17 protein-coding genes are annotated in these 18,209 nt (G+C 67.1%); 7 read left to right on the top strand and 10 right to left on the bottom strand.

Going from position 1 to position 18,209, the window contains the following annotated elements; genetic code table 11:
* The 3 genes from GCN74_RS17865 to GCN74_RS17855 all read left to right on the top strand — a co-directional run.
* Positions 1-891 (top strand): formylglycine-generating enzyme family protein (locus tag GCN74_RS17865; RefSeq protein WP_226939102.1); only part of this gene is annotated, 891 nt, incomplete at its 5' end.
* A 163-nt stretch (positions 892-1,054) separates the two neighbouring features.
* A complete protein-coding gene (locus GCN74_RS17860; protein WP_152257922.1) occupies positions 1,055-1,453 on the top strand; it encodes an OsmC family protein in 399 nt (132 codons plus the stop codon).
* Positions 1,450-2,337 carry a pirin family protein gene (locus tag GCN74_RS17855; protein ID WP_152257921.1) on the top strand — a complete coding sequence of 296 codons (888 nt, stop codon included), beginning with the start codon at positions 1,450-1,452 and terminating at the stop codon, positions 2,335-2,337. The genes GCN74_RS17860 and GCN74_RS17855 overlap by 4 nt, the downstream gene beginning before the upstream one ends.
* Before the next feature lie 7 nt (positions 2,338-2,344).
* Here the strand turns inward: GCN74_RS17855 and GCN74_RS17850 are convergent, their stop codons facing one another.
* The 5 genes from GCN74_RS17850 to GCN74_RS17830 form a co-directional block, all read right to left on the bottom strand.
* Entirely contained in the window at positions 2,345-4,819 is a 2,475-nt protein-coding gene (locus GCN74_RS17850) for a TonB-dependent siderophore receptor (protein WP_152257920.1), read from the bottom strand.
* A 116-nt stretch (positions 4,820-4,935) separates the two neighbouring features.
* Positions 4,936-5,901, bottom strand: coding sequence for a FecR domain-containing protein (locus GCN74_RS17845; protein WP_193317140.1), 966 nt, complete (start codon positions 5,899-5,901; stop codon positions 4,936-4,938).
* Positions 5,901-6,410: a sigma-70 family RNA polymerase sigma factor gene (locus GCN74_RS17840; RefSeq protein WP_226939101.1), complete on the bottom strand. Its 510-nt coding sequence runs from the start codon at positions 6,408-6,410 to the stop codon at positions 5,901-5,903. Before GCN74_RS17840 ends, GCN74_RS17845 begins: the two co-directional genes overlap by 1 nt.
* Positions 6,411-6,525: 115 nt before the next feature.
* Complete coding sequence (locus tag GCN74_RS17835; protein WP_152257917.1) at positions 6,526-7,119, bottom strand: metal-dependent hydrolase; 594 nt, start codon at positions 7,117-7,119, stop codon at positions 6,526-6,528.
* A gap of 523 nt (positions 7,120-7,642) precedes the next feature.
* Complete coding sequence (locus tag GCN74_RS17830) at positions 7,643-9,274, bottom strand: FHA domain-containing protein (protein ID WP_226939100.1); 1,632 nt, start codon at positions 9,272-9,274, stop codon at positions 7,643-7,645.
* A gap of 346 nt (positions 9,275-9,620) precedes the next feature.
* Here GCN74_RS17830 and GCN74_RS17825 point away from each other — a divergent pair, with 346 nt between their 5' ends.
* Positions 9,621-10,028, top strand: coding sequence for a DUF2177 family protein (locus tag GCN74_RS17825; protein ID WP_152257916.1), 408 nt, complete (start codon positions 9,621-9,623; stop codon positions 10,026-10,028).
* Between the two features lie 36 nt (positions 10,029-10,064).
* On the opposite strand, the gene GCN74_RS17820 is transcribed toward GCN74_RS17825, so the two are convergent.
* The 3 genes from GCN74_RS17820 to GCN74_RS17810 form a co-directional block, all read right to left on the bottom strand.
* Entirely contained in the window at positions 10,065-11,015 is a 951-nt protein-coding gene (locus GCN74_RS17820; protein WP_152257915.1) for a PP2C family protein-serine/threonine phosphatase, read from the bottom strand.
* 144 nt (positions 11,016-11,159) lie between these two features.
* Positions 11,160-11,627, bottom strand: a complete 468-nt coding sequence (locus GCN74_RS17815; RefSeq protein WP_152257914.1) for a glycine zipper 2TM domain-containing protein — start codon at positions 11,625-11,627, stop codon at positions 11,160-11,162.
* A 120-nt stretch (positions 11,628-11,747) separates the two neighbouring features.
* A complete protein-coding gene (locus tag GCN74_RS17810) occupies positions 11,748-12,278 on the bottom strand; it encodes a GNAT family N-acetyltransferase (protein WP_152257913.1) in 531 nt (176 codons plus the stop codon).
* Positions 12,279-12,452: 174 nt separating this feature from the next.
* On the opposite strand from GCN74_RS17810, the gene GCN74_RS17805 reads away from it, so the two are divergent.
* From GCN74_RS17805 to GCN74_RS17795, 3 genes are all read left to right on the top strand, one after another.
* Complete coding sequence (locus GCN74_RS17805; protein ID WP_152257912.1) at positions 12,453-13,895, top strand: M20/M25/M40 family metallo-hydrolase; 1,443 nt, start codon at positions 12,453-12,455, stop codon at positions 13,893-13,895.
* 93 nt (positions 13,896-13,988) lie between these two features.
* The gene (locus GCN74_RS17800) at positions 13,989-14,222 is read left to right on the top strand and encodes a hypothetical protein (RefSeq protein ID WP_152257911.1); all 234 of its coding nucleotides are present in this window, start codon (positions 13,989-13,991) and stop codon (positions 14,220-14,222) included.
* Between the two features lie 5 nt (positions 14,223-14,227).
* On the top strand, positions 14,228-15,133 hold the full coding sequence (locus GCN74_RS17795) for a LysR family transcriptional regulator (protein WP_152257910.1): 906 nt from the start codon (positions 14,228-14,230) through the stop codon (positions 15,131-15,133).
* Between the two features lie 109 nt (positions 15,134-15,242).
* On the opposite strand, the gene GCN74_RS17790 is transcribed toward GCN74_RS17795, so the two are convergent.
* Entirely contained in the window at positions 15,243-16,700 is a 1,458-nt protein-coding gene (locus GCN74_RS17790) for an MFS transporter (RefSeq protein ID WP_152257909.1), read from the bottom strand.
* A gap of 161 nt (positions 16,701-16,861) precedes the next feature.
* Positions 16,862-18,208, bottom strand: coding sequence for a hypothetical protein (locus GCN74_RS17785; RefSeq protein WP_226939099.1), 1,347 nt, complete (start codon positions 18,206-18,208; stop codon positions 16,862-16,864).
* Position 18,209: the final 1 nt, after the last annotated feature.

Below are 18,209 nucleotides of genomic sequence, written 5' to 3'. Positions count from 1 at the left end.
CAGCAGCCGCCCGCGCCGCCCGCCGCGGCGGCACCGGCAGCGGCGCCGGCGGCCATCGAGGAACCGGTGGCCGATGCCGAGGGCATCCTGCGCGACGATTACCTCGACGGTTCGGGCCAGGGACCGGAACTGGTGCTCATTCCCAGCGGCCGTTTCCAGATGGGCGCGCACGCGACGGAGCACAAGGCCGCCATCCAGGCCGGTTCGCAACAGGCGTGGCTGGAGCGCGAGACGCCGCAGCACTGGGTCGGCATCGAGCGCCCGTTCGCCTTGGCGCGCCATCCCGTCAGCGTGGGCGAATGGCGGGCCTTCGTGCAGGCGACGCAATGGGCGGGCGGTTCGGAAACGGACTGGGACAATCCCGGCTTCGTGCAGAACGACCAGCACCCGGTGGTGGGCGTGAGCTGGAATGACGCGCAGCTGTACCTGTCATGGCTGAGCGAGCGCACGGGCCGGCATTACCGCCTGCCCAGCGAAGCGGAGTGGGAATACGCGTGCCGCGCCGGCACGCGCACGGCCTTCAACGTGGGCGACACGATCAGCACGGAACAGGCGAACTACGACGGCCTGTATGTGTACAACGGCGGCCCGCGCGGCGTGTACCGGGGCGGCACGAGCCCGCTGGGCACCTTCGCGCCGAATCCCTGGGGCCTGTTCGACATGCATGGCAATGTGTGGGAATGGGTGCAGGACGTGGTGCACGACAATTACGAAGGCGCGCCCGTCGATGGCAGCGCCTGGGAAGAGGGCAGCGACAGCAGCCGGCGCATCCTGCGCGGCGGCTGCTGGCTGTACCACCCGCGCTACCTGCGCTCGGCCCTGCGCAACGGCTTTTCCACCGTGCTGTCGAACGATATCGTGGGCTTCCGCGTGGCGCGCACGCTCGATTAGGGCGACGACGGTGAGAGCGTCGGAGCAAGCGTCCCGGCCTGGCGCCGGCGGCCGGCGCGCCGTTCCGCATCCGCTAGCCGCGCGCTGCGGCGGCTGACGGCCGGGCTGCGCAAAGCGGGCAAACAGTGTAAATTGTGGCTTTCCAAACGCACCAAGGAACGCCATGACCATCAAAGCCATCCGCGACCAGTCGCAACCCATGCGCCACATCGTGCACGTGCGCGATCACATCATTTCCGCCGACGCCTCGGTGGAGGAGGGCGGCGGCGATGCCGGCCCCTCGCCGCACGACCTGTACGACGCGGCCCTGTCGGCCTGCAAGGCGCTCACAGTGGTCTGGTACGCCAGGCACAAGGGCATTCCCCTCGAACACGTGGAAGTGAGCACGGAGCGCGACGCCAGCGAAGAGCGCAAGGGCGTGTACCGTCTGGCCGCCACCCTGCACCTGACGGGCGACCTGACGGACGCGCAGCGCCAGGAATTGCTGTCCGCAGCCGGCAAATGCCCGCTGCACAAATTGATGACGGCGGTGACGACCGAAGTGACGACGGTGCTGGCATGAGCACGGCCATCCTGAAAAGCCACGAAAAGGACCTCGGTGGCGGCTTCGTCGTGCGGCGCCTGCTGCCTTCCGCGGTAAAACAGGCAGTCGGCCCCTTCATCTTTTTCGACCATTTCGGCCCCATCGACGTGGCGCCCGACGCCAACCACGACGTGCGCCCCCATCCGCATATCGGCCTGGCCACCGTCACCTATCTGTTCGAGGGCGCGATCGACCACCGCGACAGCATCGGTTCGTACCAGCGCATCGAACCGGGCGCCATCAACTGGATGACGGCCGGGCGCGGCATCGTGCATTCGGAACGCACGCCGCACGACCTGGCCGGCCAGCCGCACCGCACGCACGGCCTGCAGCTGTGGGCCGCGCTGCCGAAGGCGCATGAGGAAGACGAGCCGAGTTTCACGCACACGCCGCAGGCCGACATTCCCGTCGTGCCGCTCGACGGCGCCGTGGTGAAGGTCCTGATCGGCACGGCCTTTGGGCAAACGTCGCCCGTGCGCACCTACATGCAGACCGTGTACCTGGACGTGGCGCTGGAGGCAGGCAAGGAACTGCGCCTGGACGGCTTGCCGGCGGAAGCGGCGATTTATCCGATCAGCGGGGAGGTGCTGGTCGACGGCGTGGCGCTGCTGCCGCACACCATGGCCTTGCTGGAGGCGGGCGCCGTGCCTGTCGTGACGGCAGGCGGCGGTCCCGTGCAGTTTGTCGTGATCGGCGGCGAGCCGCTGGACGGCCACCGTTTCCTGTTCTGGAATTTCGTCTCGTCCAGCAAGGAGCGCCTGTCGCAGGCGGCCGACGACTGGAGCGCCCAGCGCATGGGGCAGGTGCCGGGCGAGACGGAATTCATCCCGCTGCCGAAGGCGCCCCTGCGCCCGGCAAGCTAGGCGTCGTTTAGAAGCGGGCGCGCAAGGTCAGTTGCGCCTTGCGCGGCTCGCCATAGAAATTGCCCCACGCAGGCGCGCCCACCGTCTGGTAGTAGCGCTTGTCGAGCAGATTCGTCACGGACAGTGCGGCCGTCCAGTTGCGGTCGATCTGGTAGGCGGCGCGCGCGCTCCACAAGGCGTATGCGCCCTGTGCCACGGTCACGTCGCGCGTGACGCGCGAGCTCTCCGTCTGGAAGTTCACGCCGCCGCCCACGCTCCACTTCTGCAGGGCACCGGGCAGGCGGTAGTCGCTCCACGCGCGCAGCATGTGGCGCGGCGAGTAGGTGCTGGCGAACATCACGCCCGCATTCGACGTCTGCTCCAGGTACTTGAAATTGTTCAGGGTGTAGCCGGCGAACAGCTGCCAGCCCGGCGCCACTTCGCCGCTGATTTCCGCATCGAGCCCTTCGCTGCGCACCTTGCCCGTCGAGAAATAGCATTCCGTGCCGCTGGAGCAGGTATTGACCAGGTCGAGTTCGGCGCGGTTGCGCTGCTCGATGCGGAACAGCGCCAGCGACGCATTGACCTTGCCGTCGAACAGTTCGCCTTTCACGCCCGCTTCCAGGTTGCGGCCTTTCAGCGGGTCGAGCAGGGCGCCGTCCGTCGTGCGCTGGTTCTGCGGCTGGAAGATGTCGGAGATGCTGGCATAGCCTGACCAGCGGGGATCGAAGGCGTAGATCACGCCGCCATATGGCGTGAGCACGCCGTTTTCGCGGTAGGGGTCGATGTACACCTCGCCCGTGTCGCGGTACACGCTGCTGGACTTGTAGTTCGACACGCGCGCGCCCGCCACCACGGTGAGCGGATCGCTGACGCTGAAGCGGGCCACGCCATACGCTCCCGTCTGCGTCATGGTCGTCACGCTGGGGTCTCCCCGGTAGCTGTTTTGACGGAACCAGGCGTCGCTCGGTTCGGCCACGCCGTGGTTCGGCTGCAGCGGGTTGTTCGGCTGCTGCAGCAGGGCCAGATTGTAGTCGCTGTCGCTTTCCAGGCGGTTCGTGCCGATGCCGGCGCTGAAACCGTGACGCCGGCCGAAGGCGTTGAATTTGCCGTCGAGCGACAGGTCGATGCCCTTGTTGGTGCTGCCGTAGTCGAACACGCCGCCGTACATCATCATGCCGGCCAGGGTGGCGGGATTGATCGCGCCCTGGCTGAACATGTATTTCACGTCGTGCCGTTCGCGCGTGTAGTTGGCGCTGGCCTTGAGCGACCAGTCGGCGTCGAAGCGGTGCTCGAATTCGACGAAGACGGCTGTCTGCTTGCTGTTCCAGCGGTTCCAGTCGGCGCCCAGGAAGGTCGAACGGGGCAGCTTCGGATCGCTGCCGTCGAGGTAGCGGGGCATGCCGGAGAAAAACGGTGTCGACTTCAGCTTTTCGTAGCTGGCGCCCGTGGTCAGCTTGCTGCCCGGCGCCAGGTCGAATTCCAGCACGCCGTACAGCACGTCCGTGCGGCTGTCGGCCACGTCATAGAAATAATCGCGCTGGTCATGCGCGGCCACGGCGCGGCCGCGGATGCTGCCCGATGCGTTCAGGGGGCCGGTGACGTCGACTTCGCCGCGCACGTCGTTCCAGCGGCCCGCGCCCAGCGCCAGCTGCACCTGCTTTTCCGCCAGCGGACGCTTGCGCACCATGTTGATGGCGGCGCCGGGCGAGCCCGTGCCCTGCAGCAGTCCCGTGGCGCCGCGCACGATTTCCACGCGGTCCAGCATGGCCGTATTGCTGGTGAAGCTGTTCGCCTGCGGGTAGTACATGGCGCGGTTCACGCCATCGAACTGGTACGTCTCCACCATGAAGCCGCGCGAATACACGTAGCGCCCGCCCATGGGACTGTCGTACATGGTGATGCCGGTGGTGTTGGCCAGCACGGCGTCGATGGTGTTGAGGTTCTGGTCATCCATCTTCTGCCGCGTGACGACGCTGACGGACTGGGGAATCTCGCGCAGGGTTTGCACGCCCTTGCCGACGGTGACGGCGCGCGCCGCGTACGAGTTGCTGTGCTCACTGACGGGATCGCGCTCCAGGCTGGCGCTCACCACCACGGGGGCCATGGTCTTTTCCACGCCGGCCGCCGTCGCGGAGGGCACGGCCGCCTGGCGCAGCACGTAGGCGCCGTTCGGCAGCTGCACGGCTTCCAGGCCGCTGCCGGCCAGCACCTGGGCAAAGCCCTGGGCGACGCCAAAGCTGCCGCGCACGCCGGGCGAGCGCAGGCCCCGCGTCTGCGCCGGGTCCGTCGACAGGCTGACGCCGGCGGCCACGGCAAAATCGTTGAGGGCGGTGGCCAGCGGGCCGGCGCCGATGGCGTAGCTTTGCGGCGCGGCGGCAGGCTGGCCTTGCGCCAATGCGGGCGCGGCGATGAAGGCGGCGGGGGCGGCGCAAGCCATGGCGATGACGGCCAGGCGGATGGCGCGCGCGGCGGGATGGAGAACGGGGGTGGTCAATTGCATGCTCGGTCTTTCTGCTCGGGGGGATAGGAAAATGGCCTGTGAATCGGCTTCTTGACTAGGAAGCCGAAGCAGCGCAGCGAAACACCAACCCCTGGCGCAAAAAAAAACGAAAAATATCAGGCGGCGCGGGCCGACACCGTGGCCCAGTAGCGCGTGAAGTACGTCACTTGCAGCCCGTGCGAGGCGCACAGGCTTTCCAGCACGGCGTCGATATCGTCGAGGCGGTAGGTGCCCGTGACGGGGCGCCGCGCCACGCCGGCGTCGCACGCCAGGCGTCCGCGCCGGTAGCGCGCCAGTTCCTGCAGCAGTTGCTGCAGGGGCCAGTCGGCGGCCACCAGCATGCCGCGCAGCCAGCTGTCCTGGTGCGCGGGCATGGCTTGCGCGTTTTCGGCGCCGCTCGCCGTGAAGTGCAGCTGCTGGCCCGCTGCCACGCGGCGCACGGCGCCAGGGCGGGCCGCGCAGCGCACTTCCACCGCATGTTCGAACACGCTGACGCTGCTGCCGCCTTGCGTGCAGCGTATGCCGAAGCGCGTGCCCAGCGCGCGGATCACGCCGTGCGGGGTCTCGACCAGGAAGGGGCGCGGGTCGGATGCCGTCGTGATCATGATCTCGCCCTGGTGCAGGCGGATGCGGCGATGACTGGCGCTGTAATCGACGTCGGCGGCGCTGTCCGTGTTCAGCTCCACGCGCCCGCCGTCGGCCAGCGCCACGTAGCGTCGCTGGCCCGGCGCCGTGCGCAAGGACGCCGTCCAGGCTTGCCACGGCGCGGATTGCAGGCCCGCCTGGCCCAGCGCGATGCCGCCGCCGGCCGCCGCCAGCAGGGCAAGTATTCTGGCGGTGGCGCGCCGACGCTGCTGCGCCGCCTGCAGCGCGGGCAGGGCCAGCGCCGGCGGCAGCGTGCCCAGCTGGCCGTCCATGCGCTGCAGCAGCTCCCAGGCCCGTTCATGTTCGGCGCTGGCGTCGCGCCATGCCTGCAGGGCGACCGGGTCCGCGCTGCCGCATTTGACTTCGACGTGCCAGTGGGCGGCGGCGGCCAGCACCTTGCGGGCGATGGGCGCGGAAGCGGCAAGCGTGCCGAACATCAGCCGGCCGCCAGCATCAGGCATTCCGTGTAGGCGCGCACCAGGTGTTTCTTGACCGTCGGCAGCGACACGCCGAGGCGCTGGCTGATTTCCACATAGCTCAGTTCCTCGATTTGCGCCAGCAGGAAGATGGCCCGCGTGCGCGCGCCCAGGCTGTCGAGCAGGCGGTCGATGGCGAGCAGGGTTTCGATGATGATGGCATGCGTTTCGGCCGACATCGTTGTTGGCTCGGCTTGCTGCGCCAGCGCTTCCAGGTAGGCCTGCTCCAGCGCCTGGCGCCGGTAGCGGTCGATCAGCAGGCCGCGCGCGACGGTGGCCAGGTAGCCGCGCGGTTCGCGCAGCGGTGCCGCCTCGCGCTTGCCCAGCAGGCGTAGAAAGGTGTCCTGCGCCAGGTCGGCCGCGTCGGCGCGGTTGCCCAGCTTGCCGCGCAGCCAGCCATACAGCCAGCCGTGGTGCTCGCTGTACAGGGTCTGCAGGTGGATGGCATGGGTGGGATGGACGGTGCTCACTGCGTTCTCCAGGCAAAGGAAGGGCTGGGCTGACGGAACGCAGGGTGCCGGCTGGCTGGGCTGTTTGAGAATGATACTCATTATCACATTGCCGCGCCGCCGGCGTCAATTGGCGTCAGCTTCCCAGGCGCCAGCGCTCCTGCCACTGTTGCAGATCCGCCCAGGCTTGCCGCAGGGCAGTGGCGGACCAGTGCAGCAGGCCGTCCAGCGCCAGCACGCTGCGCTGCCAGTGGATGCCGTCGAAAAACACATGGTCGGCCACGACGGTGGCGGCCAGCCAGGCGGCGATGATGACGATGATGTCGTGGCGGCCGCTCTTCCACCAGCGCAAGGAGTGGCGGCGGAAGATCCAGGGTACGCCCAGCGGATTGGGCCAGTCGGCCAGCAAATGCATGATGCCGCCCGCGGCAAAGCCGAACAGGGGCGGCGCCCAGATGTGGTGCGGCAGTTGCAGCCAGGTGTAGACGAGCAGGGCGATCCAGGCCAGGCCCCAATGGGTCCACGTGCGGTGCGTGATCCATAGCCGGTGCGTGCGCGCCCACCAGGCCACTTCCAGCCAGTCCGGCGCCGTGCCGCCCAGCGCACCCATGACAAAGGCGAGCATGCTCAGCACTTGATACGGGCCGCCGGCGCCAGCGTGCGCGACCAGGGCTGCGGCGATCACGCCGGCAGCCCAACCGGTCGCATGATGCGCTTTGTTGGAAGCCATAGGAAATGTAAAACGCCAAGCGGGCGCTTTGTGAATTACAAGCAATATTAACTGGATGAATATACAGTATGCAAGGGCGAGGAGGGGTGCTATTTGCAGAATATCTGCCGATAATTTGTTAAATAATGTGTCGGGATGGTCTGGCCGGCGGGTCCGGCAAGGGATGCCGGCCGGTCAAGTGTGTTGTGCGGCTGATAATGCAATCGGCGCAGGGCGCGCTATGCTGAAAGCAGTTCGACGTTTTGAAGAGGTATCGCCATGAAAATTCCGCGCGAATTGCAGATTCCCGCCATCGTGTTTACGCTGGAAGCGGTGTTTATACTGGGCCTGTCGATGATTTTCCTGATACTGGTACCCCGCTAGTACCTTGTAGGTAACTGCAAATCTACAACACGGAACAAAACCGTCGCGAGCGGAAGGGAGAGGTGCTCAAGAAGCGCAACCGTACTCGGTACGGGGGCGCCGAGCCGGTGAGCATCGCAGGGCGCCTGTGCCGACGCGCAGTAGGTTGGCTTCAGTGTTCCTATGCAGCTTGCATGCTGCTGTCGCACAGGGCGGCAGCCTCGGTGCGGATGATCCAGCATTCCGGATACGGTTCGCTGGCGAAACGGTTGTGCCGCGCAAAACCGCTGAGCTTGTCGAGCGCCGTGGCGGGTGCCAGGGCTGTTTCCTTGCCGCTGGCCACGTCCAGGTGCCAGAAACCGCCATTGCGGTGAAACAGCATGGGCAGCGCAGCCGCGTTGGGGGCGGCCGCGTGGACGGCCAGCGTGGGCTGGGCTTCCGGCAGCAGCAGGTAAAAGCATTCCGCTCGCGCGCCATGGTCGATGCGGTGCAAAATGACGCCGTGCGCGAAGATGGCCGTGACGCTGAGCACGACGATACCCTTGATGCTGGCAGACAATTCGATGCGCATGCCCAGGCGCAGGGCCACGGGCTTGTGCTTGCCGGGCCACACGCCGTCGAGCAGCAGGCCATAGCGCGACACGTCCTCGATTTCAAAGCCTTGCTGGCTGCGCCGGATGATGGCGTGGCGGCCCGACAGGCGGCGCGTCAAGCCGTTGTTGTCCTGGCCGTCGGGACTGAAATGGCTGAGCAGCACGTCGGCTTCCGGGTCCACCAGTTCAAAGCGGCCCAGCATGCATTCTTCCAGCGCGAACAGGCGGATCTGACGCTGTTCGCCCGCTTCCGGCGCCGCATTGACGAGGCACGCGGCCTGGCTCGGGTGCGGATGGCAGTGGCTGGCGGCGGGCAGGTCGACTTCGATCAGCTCCTCGTCCCAGGCGATGGTGGTAAAGCCCATGTCGATCTTGCCTTGCGGCGCAGACAGATCCACGTGGGCGATGCCGGCATTGCGCGCCGTTACGTCGAGGTTGCAGCCGTCGCCGCCCGTGATGCGGGCAATCGAGGCGTCGTCGGCCATCACGCGCACATTCTTGTGCGTGCTGAGGAAGATCTGGTGGATTTCCGTCAGGGTGGCGTCGCGGCGCGGCACGAGGATGACGAAAGTGCATACCCATTTCTGCGCCACGGCGCCGTCCACGTGGCTGTGCACTTCCACCTCGATCTGGTATTGCCCATGTTCTTTGTTGCGCGAGGAAAACTCAACAAACACGGGCCGCCAGTCGCCCCGCGTGGTGCGCACGAAATCATGCTGCACTTGCCCGCGGGGAATCAGGTCCGAGCGCAGGCGCAAGGTCAGCTGCGGCGCGCAGGCGGCGCTCATGCCGCGCAATTCCATTTTCAGGGTTTGCCGTCCGCCTGCCGCACGGGGATCGAAGCCGCTGATGTGCAGGTGGGCCTGCACGGGCTGGTAGGCCGGCGGGACCGCTGGCGGGGCCGCGGGCGTGAACAGGGGCGTGGCGGCGGCCGGCATGGAAACGGGCGGGCGCGGCGCACCGGCCGGCGCCGCATTGCCGGCATGGGGCGCGGGGCGGGCCACCGCCTGGACCGGGGCATCGGAATTGACAGGGTCATGTGCAGGGGCGTGCGGAAGCGCCGTTGCCGAGGGCTCGGAACGGGCGCTGCGCAGTGCGGTCAACAGGTCGTAGCTGCTGGGAGCCGTCGTCGCTTGCGGGTGGTTGCCCGCACAGACTGTATCCCCAGGCAAGACCCAGAACGTACAGTGCGGGTGCTCCGGGTTGCTGCATTTTTTCATGACATTCTGACTCGAATCGAGCGGGGGCATTTTGCCCTCTGTTATACATGAGAGCTTACGCGCTTTTGCGCCCGCTTGGCAACTTTCGCGGTGCCGGAATCCACTCTTTTTGTCCAAATTCATGTCCCTGGTCGCACCCTGCCATATATGTCATGGAAACCATTGCTCAAAAACACATTTTATGTCTTTCTGGATATGTTATTTTGATATTGTATGAAACAGGTTTCCCGGCCATGCGCGTGGACGCCGGCTGCGCATGGTGATGCCGGCGGCAAGAACGGGACGGCGTTTTGTATTATGCTGGCACAGCCGTTCCCCCGATGCCGCCTGACTTCGAAAGACGACCATGCCTGCCCAACGCCCGCGTCAGCTTGCCATCGCCTATGGCGCCACCTTGTGCGTATTCCTGGCCCTCGATGCCCTGTGGCTGGCGGTGCTGATGACGCCCGTGTATGCCGCGGCGCTGGGGCCGCTGCTGGCGGAATCGCCGCGCTGGGCGCCGGCCGCGCTGTTTTACCTGCTGTACGTGGCGGGGCTGCTGGTCTTTGCCATCCTGCCGGGCTTGCGCGCGCGCCGCGGACGCACGGCGGCAGCGCTGGGTGCGCTGCTGGGGCTGCTGGCCTACGGCACCTATGACCTGAGCAACTATGCAACCTTGCGGGACTGGCCGCTGACCCTGACGCTGATCGACATGGGCTGGGGTGCCGTGCTGTCGGCCGTGTCGGCGGCGGCCGGCTACCTGGCCGCCAGGTAATGCCCGGCAAACGGGGGCGGATTACTTGGGGATTAGTTATCCGCCCGCGACCGTGAATGCCGCGTCGAAGCGCAGCGCCAGCATGGTGATGTTGTCGCTATGCAAGCCTTTTGGCGGCCGGGACAGGAAATCGTCGAACAGGGCGCTGACGGCCTGTGCCGCGGTCTTGCCGGCACACAAGGCGGGCCAGCGGCCCGTGAGGGCCAGCGGATCGTCGCAGGCCCAGAAGCCGTCGCTGGCCAGCACATAGTGGGCGCCGGGCCGCACGCGCAGCACGCGGCGGTCGGCCAGATGGGCGAGGAAGGGCGGCAAGGTGGCCGCATCGAGGCCGCGCAGGGGTTTGTCGAGTTGCAGGCTGTCGCCGATGGCGTTGCCTAAAATAAATGCCTGCGAGATTTGCGGGTGGTGCTGGCCGTGCACGGCGGCGCGCCAGCGCGCCTCGTCGAGCGCACCGCGCATGGCGTACACGGTGGCCGGCACGTGGTCGACGGTGAGGATGCCGGCCACGCCGTCGGCAATTTCATACAGGCGCGAATCGCCCACGTGATACAGCAGCGGCGCTTCGCCGGGCGGCACTTCCAGCAAGGTCAGGGTGGTGCCGGGCGGACGTGCCTGGGCTGGCGCTGCCTTGGCGAAACTGTCCTGCAGCCGCGTGTGCAACTCGTCGAGGCTGGCTGCCAGGCTGGCCGCATCGAGGCAGGCGGGCAGGGCCAGCAAGCCTTGCACGGCCGCTTCCGCCGCCTCGCGGCCGTGGCCGTGGCCGCCCATGCCGTCGAGCACGGCAGCGCGCACATGGCCGGGCGGCCAGCCCGGCACCCGGCAGTGCAAGGGCATTTGCCGCGACAGGCAGACGGCGTGGCCGCTGGCATCGATCAGCAGGAAGTTATCCTGGTTTTCGCGCCGCGGCATGGGGCCGGCGCCCACGCTGGTGCCGGCGGCGGCATCGAGCCAGGGGCCGAAGTCGAGCTCGTCTTTGATTAAATGCATCGGTTGGTGCGGTCCAGGCGGCCAGCAATGTTGATCATAGGACACAGCTTAGCCGATATTGTGCGTGTGCGATACCTTGTCTATCTAACAAAAAAAACCTGCGGCAGCAGGCTGGCGCAGGTTTTTCAGGCGGCGGGGCGGCGCTTAGCGGCGATGGCCCCAGCCGTGGCCACGGTCGTGGTCATAATAGTCGCGGCGGCCATGGTCGCGGTAGTAGCCGCGGCCCGGTTGCACGTAGATGACGGCCGGCGGGCCGTAGTAGCGCGGTGGCGGCGCGTAATACACGGGCTGCGGCGCCGGCGCGTAGTACACGGGCTGCGGGGCCGGCGCGTAGTACACGGGCTGCGGGGCCGGCGCATAATAGGTTTCGCGGTAACCGCCGCGATAGCCGCCACGGTCGTAATAGCGGTCATTCGTATTGATGCTGTTGCCGACGGCAGCGCCGATAACGCCACCGACGATTGCGCCGTTGCGGCCGCCGGTGCTGTTGCCAATGGCCGCTCCGACGACAGCGCCTGCAACGGTATTGAAGTCGCGGTCACCGGCGACTGCGGCCGAAGACACAGCCACTGCCGCTACCATTACCGCACCCAGGAGTTTCTTGTTCAACATGGCATTTCCTTCCATTCCGGCGAGATCACAATGATCTGCATGAACAGGACTATATCTGCTGCCGCCAGCTTGTTCCACGTCTAATACAACTTATTACAATCCTGTCCCGGCGGTAACAAGTCAGCGCCTGCGCGCCTGCCATTCGGGGCGTAGCAAGCTGTACATTTTGACATCGCGCATGACGCCGTTGATGAAAAAGGCCTGGCGCATCAGGCCTTCCTCCGTAAAGCCGTTCTTTTGCGCGATGCGCTCGGAGCCGATGTTCAGCGGATCCATCAGCAGCTCGAGCCGGTGATACGGATAGGCTTGGAACAGGTAGTCGACCACCAGGCGTGTCGCTTCGCTGATGTAGCCTTGCCCGTCGCGCTGCCGGTCGAACAGGCGGTAGCCGATCTCGCGCGAGGCCGGGGTGCGGCTCTTGAAATGCGTGATCGTGCCGATGATGTGCTGGGCCTTGTCCTCGATGAGGAACAATTCGCTGTCCTCGGTGACAAAGCCCGATTGCAGGAAGTCGCGCCGCATGGCCTCGGGCGACTTGAATTGCATGGAGAAGAACTCGCCGCGCGAGGGCAGGTCGTTGACGAGGGAAAGATAGGCATTCAGGTCGGCGGCCTGCAAATGCCGGATGGTACAGAGAGTTCCCTTGAGCATGGCGGTATCCGGTAACGGTCACGCTCTGCATGGTAATCGACTCTGGCGGAAACAGGCAACCGCTCCCGTAAAAGTTGCTGCAATGACAGAATAAATACGCTATCGTAGAAAGCCTCGCCTTGCCCCCGGCCACGGCGTACCCGCTTCGACCTTGTTGACTGGAACTGAACACACATGAATATCGTCTTGTTTGGCGCGCCGCTGCGCCGTTTGTCCTTCGCCCTTGCCTGCGCCATCAGCGCCAACGCCTTTGCCGCCGCGCCGGGCAATGCGCCGCAGGCGCTGGCCCAGGTGCGCGACACCGCACTGCAAAGCGACTGGGCATATGCGCGCCTGGCCGACATGACGGATCTGATCGGCCCGCGCCTGTCCGGTTCCGCCGGCGCCGCTGCCGCCGTGCAACAGGTGGCCGACGCCATGCGCCAGCTGGGTGCCAGGGTCACCCTGCAGCCCGTGAAAGTGCCGCACTGGGTGCGCGGCGTGGAAACGGCGGAAATCGTCGATTATGCGGGCCGTCCGCAGGGCGTGTCGCAGCGCGTGGTGCTCACGGCCCTGGGCGGCTCGGGCGCGACCCCGGCCGCCGGCCTGACGGCGCCCCTGATCATCGTCAGGAGCGTGGAAGAACTGAAGGCGCGCGCGGCGGAAGTGAAGGGCTCCATCGTGCTGATCGATACGCCGTTCGACCAGGAGATGGCCGAGCGCGGCCTGGCCGGCGTAACCTACGGCCAGGGTTCGCGCGTACGCGTCCTCGGTCCCAAGGCGGCGGCCGAGCTGGGTGCGGCGGCCGCGCTGGTGCGCTCGGTGGGCGGCGCGGATTTCCGCATCCCGCACGCGGGCGCCACGGGACTCGATGACAGCAAGCGCATACCCGCCGCCGCCGTCACCGTGGAAGACGCCTTGCTGATGGGCCGCCTGGCCGCGCGCGGCCCGATGAAGCTGCACCTGACCCTGACGCCGCAAAACCTGCCCGAGGCGGACAGCTACAACGTGATTGCCGACTGGCCGGGCACGGACAAGGCCGACGAAGTGGTGGTGGTCTCCGGCCACCTCGATTCCTGGGACCTGGCGACGGGCGCGCATGACGACGGCGCCGGCGTGGTGGCGGCCATGGGCGTGCTGGAAACCCTGAAAAAGCTCGACTACCGCCCCCGCCGCACCATCCGCGTGATCGCCTGGATGAACGAGGAAAACGGCGGCCGCGGCGGCCAGGCGTATTTCGAGGCCCACAAGCAGGCGCTGGGCAAGCAGTACGCGGCCATCGAGATGGATAGCGGCGCTGGCCGCCCGTTCGGCATCCTCGCCAGCGTGGGACCGAAGTCGGAAAAACTGTTTGCGCCGCTGCGCGCGGCCCTGCAGCCGATGGGCGCGCACGCGTTCACGCGCCGCGACGCACTGGGCACGGGCGACCTGCACCGGCTGGAAACGGCCGGCGTGCCCAGCTTCGAGCCGCTGGTCGACAGCCACAGCTACTTCCACTACCACCACACGCCGGCCGACACGCTGGACAAGGTGGACCCGGAAAACCTGAAGCGCAACGTGGCGCTGATGTCGTCGCTGGCCTGGTTCCTGGCCAATATCGACGGCGAGATCGGACGCGCGCCGGAGCAGGGCGAGTAAATTCCCTGTCGCGGGCCGCCGCCCTGGCGGTGCGGCCCGCGTGTTTGTGCGTGTTTGTTTGCGATACCCCCCAACCCCTGTCCACCGCATGCCATGACACCAGCTTCCACCGCCATCGACGGCGCCATCCGGCAGATCCGTGCCTACGTGGCCGGGCGTCCCCACAGCGCCGATACGCTCGATGGCATAGCGCAATGGTGGCTGGGCGGGCATTTTCCACGCGAGGTCGTCGAGGCCGCGCTGGAGCAGTTGCACGCCGCGGGTGAACTGGAGCGTATCGAGATCGGCGCGCGCCAGCTGTGGCGCCGCCAACCCATGCCAGGGTAAACACCATGCCGCTGCCCGATCTGAACCTGCTGATCACCCTCGATGTCCTGCTGGCCGAAGGCAGCGTCACGCGCGCCGCGCGGCGCCTGCGCCTGAGCCCATCGGCCATGAGCCGTGCCCTGGCGCGCCTGCGCGAGACGACCGGCGATCCGCTGCTGGTGCGCGCCGGGCGTGAACTGGTGCCCACGCCGCGCGCGCTGGAGCTGCGCGCAAGCGTGGGCTCCCTGCTGGGCGAGGTGCTGGCCGTGCTGGGGCCGGCGCAGCAGCTGGACCCGCGCCAGCTGGCGCAGACGTTCACGCTGCGTGCGAGCGACGGTTTCGTGGAAAATTTCGGCCCGGCGCTGCTCGCGCATATCGGCGCGCAGGCGCCCGGCGTGCGGCTGCGTTTCGTGCAAAAGATCGACCGCGAAAGCGTGCTGCTGCGCGAGGGCAGCATCGACCTGGAAACAGGCGTGATCGGCAGCCTCACCAGCCCGGAAGTGCGCACGCGCCGGCTGTTCGGCGACCGTTTCGTGGGCGTGGTGCGCAGCGGCCATCCGCTGGCGCAAGGCGAGATCAGCGCCGAGCGCTATGCGGCCGGCCGGCATGTGCTGGTGGCGCGGCGCGACCAGGAGACGGGACCGATGGACGATGCGCTGGCCGCCTTGGGTTTGCGGCGCACGGTCGCCAGCATCGTCGGCGGCTTTGCGGCGGCGCTGGCGCTGGCCGCCGCTTCCGACCTGATCGCCACCGTGCCGGAACGCCATACGGGCAAGCTGCGCGCCGGCATGTTCAGCTTTGCCCTGCCGCTGTGCATGCCCGACCTGACCGTGTCGCTGATGTGGCATCCGCGCATGGATGCCGATCCTGCCCATCGCTGGCTGCGCGGCTGCGTGATCGACGCCTGCGCGGGCCAGCTGGACGGGGCCTGACGCCGCCGCTGCCGGCCTGCCGGCGCGGCAGCTCAGGGCCAGCAGCAGCCGGACAGGGTGGCGCCGAGGGCCAGCAGCAGTAACAGCGCTGGCATGGTGCGGGGGCGCATCATGCGTCGTCTCCGGCAGGCGCATGGCGCTTGCCGAAGACGCGGCTGAGCAGGAAAATGGCCAGCGCAGCGAATATCAGCGCGCTGGCCACGCCAAAGGTGGCATGCATGCCACGGACCATGGCGGCCGGCGGGGCGCTGGCAATATCGCTGGCGCCGGCGGCGAACACGGCGCCCATCACGGAGGCGCCCGTGACGAGGCCCAGGTTGCGCGACAGATTGAGCATGCCGGAGACCAGGCCGCGCTGCTCGGCAGCGATGTCGCCCATCACCGCCGTATTGTTGGCGGCCTGGAACAGCGCGTAGCTGGCCGTCAGCAGCATGATGGGTGCGGCGTAGCCGGCGATGCCCAGGCTGGCGGGCAGCAGGGCCAGCGCCAGGCAGGCGCCGGCGGCGCCGCACAGGCCCGCGCCGCCCATGCGCTGCGCGCCGTAGCGGTCCACCAGCCAGCCGGACGGCACGCCGCAGAACGCTGCCACCAGCGGCCCGGCCGCCAGCACCATGCCGGTGGCGGTTGCCCCCAGGCCCAGGCCGCGCGCCAGGTAAAAGGGACCCACCACCAGGGTGGACATCATGACCGTCGACACCAGCATGCTGGCCGCCAGGCCGGCGCCCAGCACGGGGGCGCGCAGCATGGGCAGGTGTATCAGCGGCGCCGGCGCCTTGCGTTCGACGCAGACGAACAGCGCGCCGCCGATGCAGGCGGCCAGCAGCAGCGCCGCGTTGCGCACGCCGAAATCGCCGCGGCCCAGTGTCATGGCCAGCGCATAGGCGGCCAGGGCGAGCGCCAGCAGCACGGTGCCGCGGTGGTCGAACACGGGCCGTTTGGCGGGCGCGCCGCGCGGGTCCGCCGGCAGGAAGCGCCAGGCCAGCAGCAGCGCCACGCAGGCCAGCGGCACGTTGACGAGAAAAATGGCTTGCCAGCCGAAGCGCGCGATAAGCAGGCCGCCCAGCGCGGGCCCGAGCGTGGTGCCGACGGCCGACATGGTGCCGAGCAGACCCATGGCGCTGCCCGTCCGCGCCTTGGGCACGGCACTGCCGACAAAGGCCATGGTCAGCGCCATCATGGCGGCCGCGCCCAGGCCTTGCAGGGCACGCGCGGCGACCAGCAGCCACAAGGTGGGCGCCAGGGCGCACAAGGCGGAGGCAAGGGCAAACAGGGCGATGCCGGCCAGCAGCAGGCGGCGCCGGCCGACCATGTCGCCGAGGCGGCCCACGCTGACGATCAGGGCGGTGATGGCCAGCAGATACGCCAGCACGATCCACTGCACATCCTGGAAGGATGCATGCAGGGCGCTGGCCATGCCGGGCAGGCCCACGTTGGCGATGCTGGTGCCCAGCGCGGGCAGCAGCATCGCCAGGGACAGGCTGGCAAGCGCGCCGCGCACGGATATCGCGGCGCTACCGGCCTGGGACGCCTGCTGGCCGGGTGGGGCGGGTTTTGACGGTGCATGCATGGCGTGGCAGATCCTCGAATGGGGTCATCACATGGTAACGAGGGATCTGGCATGGCGGAAGGCGCGTCATTTGCAATGTGTTCTTGCGTTTGACGCCATATGTGCGGCGCGGCCGCGCCGCCGGGAAAGTCGTTGCGAGCCAGCGGCCAGTACTTCGGACGTTAATCCGAGTAACCCTGCATATTGTCCGCCGTGTCGTGGCGGATGCCCCACCAGGGCAGATAGGCGTTATTCTCTCCGCGCGCGCGGAACCACGGCTGGTCGTGGTCTATGGGGCGTACTTTGGCCGGTGGCAAGACCAGCACGCCCGTGACACTGCCAGGATCGCTGGTGCCCGCCACCAGCACGGGCTGGCCCACATGGTTCGCATGGGCGATGCCCAGGGCGACATTGGTCAGCGCCGTGCCGGCGCCCATTTCGCCCAGCAGGGCCGGCGTATTGAAGGCCTGCGGCAGGAAGTCGAAGCCGGGCACTTCCAGGCTCAAGGCCTGCGCCAGCCGTGCCAGCCGGTCGGATGACGTGGGCAGGGTTTTATTGGCATCGTGGATGACGTAGCCGATGTCTTCTTCCGTCTTGCCGCCATGGCGCGCCGCCTCGGCAAATACCGCCTGCCACGCTTGCACGGTGCGCGGCGGCTTGTCCTGGCCCGCTGCAAAATCTTCCACCTTGCGCGTGGCCGGATAGCCTATCCACGCCAGCGCCGCGCGCTCCGTCTTGTAATCGGTGCCGGCCAGCACCAGCAGCACGAGGTTTTCATTGATCTGCATGGGCTTGGGCCGGCTCGGCGCATCCCAGTTCATCACCCACACGGTTTGATCCGGATGCGCTTCCAGATAGGCCAGCGCGGCGTGCAGGGAGACGAAGCCTGCATTGTTGCCACCCAGGGTGATGCGTACGTCGGGCGGGGTGGCGCGGGTCCAGAGGGTGGGGAAATTGACATTGCCGATGCTGAAGGTGTCGATAATGCGTTCGCGTGTAGTGTTTCTTGCTTCCTCTGGATCCAATTTGCCCGCAGGCAGGGCATATTCAACGCGGATGCCTGCCAGTTCGCGCCAGTTCTGTTTTTGATCCTTGGGATAGACTCGATAAAAGTAGGTGGGGCTGGAGTAGTAAATGTCATGAAATAGACTGGTTAATTTCCGTACATATTTATAGTGATAGCCCTTGAACGTTTCCGTCCCATCGAGATCGTGGGCAATGGGGGCGACGGCCTGCAAGGTGCCAAAAACCCGGGGATCCGTCCTGACCATATCGTCATTCTTGTTGGGTTTGGCCAGTCCCAAGGTCCAGAGCAGCTGCCACTCGGTGGGATAGTCGCGCCGCTGCAGCGGATTGAACCACTGCAGGCCCACGACCTGTGCCCGGAATGGAGCTTGGACGGTGGTTTTTGGGAGACCGTCTTCTTTCTGCGCCGGCTTCACGGCGCAGGCTGTCAATTGCGCAAACATGGAGAAAGCGGCGACGGCAGCCAATGTGCGTAGCTCGCGTTGATTTATTACGTAAGCCATC

Origin of the sequence: Janthinobacterium sp. FT14W (assembly GCF_009208755.1) — a bacterium.
Taxonomy (GTDB): Bacteria; Pseudomonadota; Gammaproteobacteria; order Burkholderiales; family Burkholderiaceae_D; genus Janthinobacterium; species Janthinobacterium violaceinigrum.
This window is presented reverse-complemented; position numbering and strand designations above follow the sequence as displayed.